The sequence below is a fragment of the Frankia sp. CcWB3 genome (assembly GCF_977927595.1).
This window is the reverse complement of the sequence record NZ_CDWRCK010000216.1, coordinates 1-7,175: the sequence shown is the minus strand read 5'-3', so window position 1 is coordinate 7,175 and position 7,175 is coordinate 1. Positions and strand designations below refer to the sequence as shown.

Here is a 7,175-nt window from a genome sequence, read left to right as displayed (position 1 = left end):
GGAGGGTTCGAAACGCGTAAGTTATTTCATTTCGACTCCTGAGAGAGGGCTGGGCCAGATGGAGCCTGGCCGCGGCCCGGCCGAAGTGGAGTTCTTCTGCGATCGCCAGGAAAGAGACGAGGTATCGGAAATCGATCTTGCTCTCCATGGCACCTCCCGCGGACACGCTAGCGATCCCGAAAAACTACGGGTGAATACGGCGTGTGGAGATACGGAAGATACGGCGTAAGATTCGCCCGACGTGGCATCCACCACGCCTCCGACCTGGCACTTGACTTCGAGCAGAATATCAGAATCGGCTCGATCCGCGACTTTGCGGCACTATCCCCGGAAGCGGACGGGGAGCTCCGCCAGTCCTCGGATGAGCAGGTTGGATTTGTAGGGCGGCGAATCGACGAGAAGCTCGGCGGACCGGACCCGGTGGAGGAACCCCGCCAGGAAGATCTCCATCTCGAGCAACGCCAACGGCGCGCCGAGGCAGTAGTGGTGGCCAAGGCTGAACGACAGGTGCCGGGACGCGCCGGAGCCCGCCACGTAGCGGCGCACATCGAGACGGTCCGGGTCGTCGAACGCCTCCGGATCGCGGTTGGCGCAAGCGATCAACGCCACCACGCCCTCACCCGGGGAAAAGGTCTGGCCACCCACCGTCATTTCCCGGATCGCTGCCCGGGTGTTGAGGTGGATCGGGGAGTCATAGCGTAGCAGCTCGTCGACGGCGGGCCGGATGAGATCCGGTTCGTCGCGCAGCAACGCCGTCTGATCGGGGTTACGCAGCAACGCCAGCGCCCCGTTGCCGACCAGGTTGACCGTCGTCTCGTGGCCGGCGATCAGCAGGGTCACGCAGGTGCCGAGCAGTTCGTCCTCGGTCAGCCGATCACCCTGCTCCTCGACGGCGGCCAGCGCGCTGAGCAGATCGTCGCCACCGCTGCGGCGGCTGCGCGCGACCAGCGCACGGAAGTAGGCGAGGAACTCAGGGATGGCGTCGTTACGTTCCGCCAACGCCTCCGGAGACATCAGGACGTCCGGGTCGAACGCCCTGGCCAGCGCCTGCGACCAGATCTGGATGATGCCGTGGTCGGCCGCCGGCACCCCGAGGATCTCACAGATGATCGTGAGTGGCAGCGGGTACGCGATCGTCTCGATGAGGTCGAACTCTCCGGCCCGCAGCGCGGTGTCGAGCAGGTCGTCGACGAGGGCGGTGATACGCGGCCGCAGATCGGCGACCCGACGCGGGGTGAACGCCTTGCTCACCAGGCCGCGCAGCCGGGTGTGGTCCGGCGGCTCCATCCACAGGAACGTCGCCGGGAACTCCTCGGCGGGCAAGGTGGGATGCAGTTGGTGGGCCTCCTGATCGTGCCCCCAACTCTGGTTGGACAGTACCGCTACGCAGTCGTCGTGCCGGGTGGCGACCTGCAGTCCGAACGGCGTCTCGGGCAGCCGGCCGGCTGCCCGCAGGCGCGCATAGAGCGGATAGGGATTCGGCCTGTTCGCGGGATCGAACAACGCGGCCAGCAGATCAGGCGCCTGGTCCGGGAGCGGGTTCCCGTGGTCGGCCGCGACGCCGGTACCGGCGTCCGCCCCGGCGAATACGGAATCGGTTGTGACTGCCATGGTGTGCTCCTCATCGTCGGTCCGACGAATGCCAGCGCGAGTGGTGCCACGGCGCTTGGTTCACGGTGGGTCTCCACCTGGAAGCGCCCCGGGACCTGTGCGTTCAGGCCACCTGCCCGGAGCCCGATCGCGGCGGGAGACATGAGGGAATGGAGGCGACGGATGGGATGAGTAGGACGGCGGGACGGTGGCGGGTGGGGACCCTCGGTTCCGTTCCCGAGTCTCGTTTCCGGACCCTCGCCTCCAGATTCAGGCCGGACACCAGGAAACTTGATTCGGTCGCGGTCGCGGTCGCGGTCGCGGTCGCGGTCGCGCGCCGGGCCGTCGACCCGGCGAGGTGATCGGTACATTTGATACCACCAGGACGACACCCAGGTAAGGGGATGTAATGAAGTAACAAATACGTGATCGAGAGCATCATCGCAGGTCACAGGCCTGTGGAGGGTTCGAAACGCGCAAGTTATTTCATTTCGACTCCTAAACTCCCAGGAAACCATCGGATGAATTTTTCGACCGCCGGGATGATTCGGTGATGTATTGTCGGCCCTGATGGATCGATAGATTACCTGAATTTTTATTGACGAACGACCACCATACCCACGAGCCTTTTCCTGCTGCCCGCGGCATTCATCAGCGCATCCGATCATCAGTACACCCGACGGACAGACATCAGTACACCCGACGGGCGAGTACACCTGACGGGTAGCCCCATCGGCTGCTGTTCGGCCGCCGTCGCCTCGGTGCCGGCCGGGCCCCATCCGTCGCACGGGCGCGGAAGACACCTGGACGCGGAAGACAGGAGTGCGGATCATGCCTGCCATCCGGAGCGAGGCCACCTCGCCCACCTCCGCCATCTCGCCCACGTCTCCGACGGTCCATCCGCGGCCGGTCTTTCCACGGTCGGCGACGACCGGGGGGCCGGCCCACACGACCCACGGCAGCCACGCGACGGACCCGACCGGCACGACCGACGCTCGCGGGCACCATGAGCCGCTCGACGCCGAGACGTTGCACGACGCACTGGACGTTGCGGCCGCCCGGCATCCCGACACACCCGTCACGTTCCCGTCGACCCGCGAGGTGATCTCGCTGCGGGACCTCGCGGCCACCTCCCGGACGATCGCGGCCGCGCTGACGACGGACGGGGTCCAGGCCGGTGAGCGGGTCGGGGTACTGGCCGCGAACTCGGCCGAGTTTCTGCTCGCGCTCTTCGCGATCAGTCGGGCGGGCGCGGCGGCCTGTCCGCTGCCACTGCCGACCACCGCGCACGACCTCAACGGCTATGCCGACCGGGTCTCGCGCACCACGGCGGCCGCGGGCATCCACCGGGTGGTCACCGGAGGCCGGGTGTCCGCCATCCTGCGCCGGACGGCCGACCGGCTCGGCGGACTCCGGTTCCTCCCCGCGGCGGACCTGGCCCGCGACGCCGGTCCCGCCACGCCCACGCGCCAGCCACCTCCGAGTCCCGGGCGTCCGGTGGGTGCGGTAGGTGCGGTGGGTGCGGTGGGTGCGGACGACATCGCGATCGTGCAGTTCACCTCCGGCAGCACCGCGGCCCCGAAGGGCGTGGTACTCAGCCACCGCGCCGCGCTGTGCGGCATCCGCGCGATCATCGACGGCATCCGGCTCGGTGAGGGCGATCACGGCGGAATCTGGTTGCCGCTGTTCCACGACATGGGGCTGTTCGCGACCCTCAGTGCGATCATGACCGGCATCCCGATGACCGTCTGGTCCCCGGCGGACTTCGTCCGTGACCCCGCCGGCTGGCTGCGCTCGTTCCTCGCCAGCGGCGCCACGATCTCGCCGGCGCCAAACTTCGCCTACGACGACCTCGTCCGGGCGATCGACCCGGACGAGGTACCCGGGCTGGACATGCGCCGGTGGCGCGTCGCGCTGAACGGAGCCGAGCCGGTCTCCGCGGTCGGCGTTGAGCGATTCCTCGACCACTTCGCGCCGGCCGGGTTCGCCCCCACGGCGATGTTCCCCGTGTACGGGATGGCCGAGGCCACCCTGGCCGTGGCCTTCCCGCCGCTGGGCCGCGCCCCCGTGGTCACCTGGGTCGACCGGGACCGACTCGCCGCCGAGGGAATCGTGACGGAGGTCCCGCGCGAGCATCCGCGCGCCAAGGGGCTGGTCGCCGTCGGCCGGCCGGTCCGCGACATCCGGATTCGCATCGCCGACCTGCACGGTGACGTCCTGGCCGATCCGCTCGGCGACGGTCTGGCGCCGAGCCTGCGGGTGGGCGAGATCCAGATCCGGGGTGGTTCGGTCACCTCGGGCTACCTCACCGCGGGGGGCCTGACGACCGGGGGCTTCACCGCGGACGGCTGGCTGCGCACCGGCGACCTCGGCTTCCAGCGCGGCGACGATCTGTTCGTGACCGGCTGAGACAAGGAAATGATCATTATACGCGGCGTGAACTACTACCCCGAGGACGCCGAAGCGGCGGTGCGTGACCTTCCGGGCGTGCACCGACGTCGCGTCGTCGCCTTCGGCTCCCCCGACCAGCCAGACGCCGCCGACAGCCCCCCGGACGCCACCGGAGCGAAGGCTGCCGGCGGCGTCACGGTGGTCGGCGAGACCGCGCTGACCGAGCCCGCGGACCGAGCCCGACTCGCGACCGACCTGCGGATGGCGGCAACTGCGGCGCTGGGGCTGTCCACGGTGACGGTGCGTCTGGTCGAGCCCGGTGCGCTGCCCCGTACCTCCAGCGGCAAATTCCAACGGCTGGCGGTACGCGACCTGGTCGGGCGCGGCGTGCTCTGACCCGCAAGCCCCGCCTCCGATTCCGCACGCCCAGCGCGTTCCGCGCCCATCGACCAGCCGCGCGTTCCGCGCCTATCGACCAGGGAGCCCGATGCGCAGCCACCTGATGACGCCGAGCCCTGACGGCCCGCGGGAAGCCGACGATCCGGAGGACTACCTGAGCGTGCCGTGGTCCGTGCTCGCGGACTATCGGTGTTTCGGCTGCTCGCCGCACAATCCGCACGGGCTGCAACTACGCTTCTCCGCCCACGCCGACGGCATCTCGACCCGTTTCCGACTCGAACGCCGGCACGAGTCCTATCCCGGCGTCGTGCACGGTGGCCTCATCGGAGTGATCGTCGATGAGACGATGGGCAATCTGATCGTGCTGCAGGTCGGGCTCACCGCGTTCACCACCGCGCTGCGGGTGCGCTACCTCGCCCCGCTGAGCGTCGGCGCCGAGTACCGCTGCGTCGCCCGGCTGCACGGCGTCCCGGATGGTACCCCCGGCTGCGGGGACGCGGCACCGGTCGGCGGCACGGTCGGCGGAGCGAACAGCGGCGTAAACGGCGGCAGAGCAAACGGGCTGGTGCACGCCGAGGCCGAGATCCTCGACGATGCCGGGACGCTGCTCGCGACCGCAAGCGCAACCTACCGCCCGACCCCGATGGACACCGCCCGGGACCGGATGATGCTGAATCCGACCGAGGCCGACCGTGTCGCGCAGGCACTGGCGGCGACGCTCACCAGACCACCGGCCACCGGGTCCACCGCCGCCGGCCTCCCCACCTCAGAGGAGCACTGAATGTCAGTGTCGTATGCGGAGATCGTCACCACCGTCACCGCCATCGTCGCTCGTGAGCTCGGCATCCCGGTCGAGGACCTGGCTGCGGACGCCGATCTGCGCTCCGTGGAGGGCGCGGACTCGGTGAAGGTGCTCCGGATGATCGCCCGGGTAGAACGCGAGTACGACGTCGAGCTCGAGGACGAGGACGTCTTCTCGGCGGTCACCGTCGCCGAAGTCGCCGACGTCGTCCAGGCGGCGCTGCAGGTGCAGGCCGCATGAACTCGCCCGTCACCACCGCACCGGAGGCTGCGGTGGGCCTCGCCGCCGGGCCCACGACGGGCACCGAACCCACGACGAGCGACACCAATCAGCACTACGACCTGCCGCCCGAGGTCTTCGGCCTGTTCCTCGATCCCCTGCGCAAATACAGCTCGGGTCTTTACCGCACGGAGCACGACACCCTCGAGCAGGCGCAGATCGCCAAGCTCCACTTCGTCGCCGATCGGCTCGGCCTGCGCCGCGGTGGTCGCCTCCTCGACATCGGATGCGGCTGGGGTTCGCTGACGCTGTTCATGGCGGTCGAGTACGAAGCCGAGGTCGTCGGGGTCTCCCCCGCGGGGCGACAGCACGCCTACATCGCGCAGCGAGCTGCCGAACTCGGCGTGAGCGACCGCGTCACCACGGTCCAGGGTCACTTCGAGACGGTCGAGTTGCCCTCGGGGAGTTTCGACGCAGTGACAATGCTCGGCTCGATCGTGCACATGCCCGACCTCGATGTCGTGTTCCGGCGGGCCCGGGCGCTGCTGCGCCGCGACGGACGGCTGTACGTGTCGGAAAGCTGCTTTCGCAACGCTGCCACCCGGGGGGCGTTCGACCATCGGGAAGGGACCGAGTTCGTCCGCGCATCGATCTTCGGCTGGGGGGACATGCGGCCGCTGTCCGACCTCGTCACCGGTGCCGAGGACGCCGGTTTCTCCCTGGCAAGCCTAGACGATCTCACCGACGACTACCGGCGCACCATCGACGACTGGCTGGTGAACGTCGACGCGGCCGCGGAGCGGATCGACGCGATCCGCCCGGGAACGGCCGCGACGCTGCGCCGCTATCTGGAGGTCGCGAACGCCGGCTGGGGCTACATCACCAAGCACTACGCGCTGGTGTGCCGCAAGGCACGCTGACCGCCGCCGAGAGAGGAACGGGATCCACATCATGACGGCATCCGACATTCTCCGGCCGGCGTTCGGCCAGGCCCGCGGCGTCGAACCGCCGCGAGCCCCCGCACGCCCGGCCCTGGCGCCGCTGCTTCCTCCCGCCGAGGTCGAGGCGGCCGTCATCGCCTTCCACCAGGCGGGCTCCACCACCCGCCGCTTCAACGTCGAATCGACGTTCGCCTGGGAGAACGCCGACGCCGATCGGCTCACCGAGGGACAGCGATCCGCGGTCCGGTTCATCACGTTGATCGAGGACCACCTGCCCGGCTACTTCGGCGTGTACGAGCGGGCCTTCCCGCTGAACCCCGACGTCGACGTCGAGAACTTCGTGCACAACCGGGAGCTCTACCACTTCACCGTGCGTTGGGCGCAGGAGGAGGACAGCCACGCCCGGGTGCTGTTCCGCTACCAGGTCGCCGCCGGCATCGCCGATCCCGACGAGCTGCGGCGGGAACTGGCGACCGAGGGGCGCAAGCACTTCGAACTGCCGCACGACCACGCGGTCTCGCTGTTCGCCTACGCCCTGGTCCAAGAGAAGGCGACCCAGCTGTACTACCAGCAGCTGCGGGCGGTCGTCGGCGATCCGGTGTTGGCCGATCTGCCGAACCGGCTCGCCAAGGACGAGGCCCGGCACTTCACCTTTATGGCCGACATCGTGGAACGGTACCTGCGCCGCCACGGCGACGCCGTCGTCGAGCCGATCCGGGAGGTTATCGCGCACTTCTGGATGCCACTAAGGCCTGTTTGGGAAGTGCGTCCCGAGGCTGGCCGTGGATCTGATGGTGATTTTCGGATTGCATGATCCGTTGTGTGGTGCGGGG

Annotated in this window: 9 protein-coding genes; 6 read left to right on the top strand and 3 right to left on the bottom strand. The window is 68.9% G+C overall.

Features of this window, described 5'->3' with window-relative positions; all coding sequences use genetic code 11:
* From ACY5KJ_RS15495 to ACY5KJ_RS15485, 3 genes are all read right to left on the bottom strand, one after another.
* The coding region (locus ACY5KJ_RS15495) for a LysR family transcriptional regulator (protein ID WP_462203666.1) at window positions 1-136 on the bottom strand (136 nt) is incomplete at its 3' end.
* A 185-nt stretch (window positions 137-321) separates the two neighbouring features.
* On the bottom strand, window positions 322-1,611 hold the full coding sequence (locus ACY5KJ_RS15490) for a cytochrome P450 (RefSeq protein ID WP_462189274.1): 1,290 nt from the start codon (window positions 1,609-1,611) through the stop codon (window positions 322-324).
* Between the two features lie 103 nt (window positions 1,612-1,714).
* On the bottom strand, window positions 1,715-2,032 hold the full coding sequence (locus ACY5KJ_RS15485; protein WP_462189273.1) for a hypothetical protein: 318 nt from the start codon (window positions 2,030-2,032) through the stop codon (window positions 1,715-1,717).
* Window positions 2,033-2,421: 389 nt separating this feature from the next.
* Between ACY5KJ_RS15485 and ACY5KJ_RS15480 the strand changes: the two genes are divergently transcribed.
* From ACY5KJ_RS15480 to ACY5KJ_RS15455, 6 genes are all read left to right on the top strand, one after another.
* On the top strand, window positions 2,422-3,999 hold the full coding sequence (locus tag ACY5KJ_RS15480; RefSeq protein WP_462189081.1) for an AMP-binding protein: 1,578 nt from the start codon (window positions 2,422-2,424) through the stop codon (window positions 3,997-3,999).
* 9 nt (window positions 4,000-4,008) lie between these two features.
* A complete protein-coding gene (locus ACY5KJ_RS15475) occupies window positions 4,009-4,377 on the top strand; it encodes a hypothetical protein (RefSeq protein WP_462189083.1) in 369 nt (122 codons plus the stop codon).
* A gap of 91 nt (window positions 4,378-4,468) precedes the next feature.
* Window positions 4,469-5,161, top strand: a complete 693-nt coding sequence (locus ACY5KJ_RS15470) for a PaaI family thioesterase (RefSeq protein WP_462203664.1) — start codon at window positions 4,469-4,471, stop codon at window positions 5,159-5,161.
* On the top strand, window positions 5,162-5,422 hold the full coding sequence (locus ACY5KJ_RS15465; RefSeq protein ID WP_462189085.1) for an acyl carrier protein: 261 nt from the start codon (window positions 5,162-5,164) through the stop codon (window positions 5,420-5,422).
* The gene (locus ACY5KJ_RS15460; protein ID WP_462189086.1) at window positions 5,419-6,321 is read left to right on the top strand and encodes a class I SAM-dependent methyltransferase; all 903 of its coding nucleotides are present in this window, start codon (window positions 5,419-5,421) and stop codon (window positions 6,319-6,321) included. Before ACY5KJ_RS15465 ends, ACY5KJ_RS15460 begins: the two co-directional genes overlap by 4 nt.
* Before the next feature lie 31 nt (window positions 6,322-6,352).
* Entirely contained in the window at window positions 6,353-7,156 is an 804-nt protein-coding gene (locus tag ACY5KJ_RS15455; RefSeq protein ID WP_462203663.1) for an acyl-ACP desaturase, read from the top strand.
* Window positions 7,157-7,175 lie beyond the last annotated feature (19 nt).